The sequence below is a fragment of the Vibrio sp. OPT46 genome (assembly GCF_015163535.1).
Taxonomy (GTDB): Bacteria; Pseudomonadota; Gammaproteobacteria; order Enterobacterales; family Vibrionaceae; genus Vibrio; species Vibrio alginolyticus.
The window spans coordinates 1-635 of the sequence record NZ_JADDYG010000588.1 but is presented as its reverse complement, the minus strand read 5'-3'; the positions used below and the strand labels follow the sequence as shown (position 1 = coordinate 635).

At 38.6% G+C, this 635-nt stretch carries 2 protein-coding genes; both read right to left on the bottom strand.

The genetic code is table 11. The annotated features are described in order from the left end of the window. On the bottom strand, positions 1–308 hold a 308-nt coding region (locus tag IQR33_RS35995; RefSeq protein ID WP_193844095.1), incomplete at its 3' end, for a hypothetical protein. A gap of 114 nt (positions 309–422) precedes the next feature. Then, positions 423–635, bottom strand: a 213-nt coding sequence (locus IQR33_RS35990) for a DUF3634 family protein (RefSeq protein ID WP_193844094.1), incomplete at its 5' end; no start/stop codon positions are given.

Here is a 635-nt window from a genome sequence, read left to right as displayed (position 1 = left end):
ATATGGAGGCGAATGTACTTTTCGGGGTATTTGTAACGATAGCGTTTTCCTTTCTTCAAGTTGGACTTAACGTACCTACACACTTTTTGGTCACCACTGCCTGTTACTCTTTTTATTACTGCGTTTTTACTTTTGTGCTCCATTTCTATCATGACGTCACAATACCCTTGGTAGCCATCAAACTTATTGTCTACTTTCTTTTGAAGCTTAGTCTTAATCTTTTTAGCCAACAGGTTCGTTTCTGAATCGTCAGCAAAAACTGAAGTACTTGCAAAGATCAGTATCATTAAAGTTACAACGTATCTCATCGTTTTGGTCCGTTTATGTTGTTGATTGTTCGATGATAAGTAATTTTTCTGTAGATACGAAAATGGGACGCCACATTGCGTCCCATTTAACATGATGAAGTAACTGATATGTAATTAAGCGCGCTTCTTGCCTTTGTTTGCTTTGAAGCCCTGATGCGGAAAAACGTTACGAATCCTCTGTTGAACTTTTTTGGGAATGCCTTTGGAAAAGCTTAAGCGCATTCCTGTTCGTTGGCTATACACCTTCATTTCACCAGTAAACGGGTTATGCTCACTAATATCCTGTAAGTTGTGTTTGAAAGAAGGAGGTAGATGCCCTTTTACGTT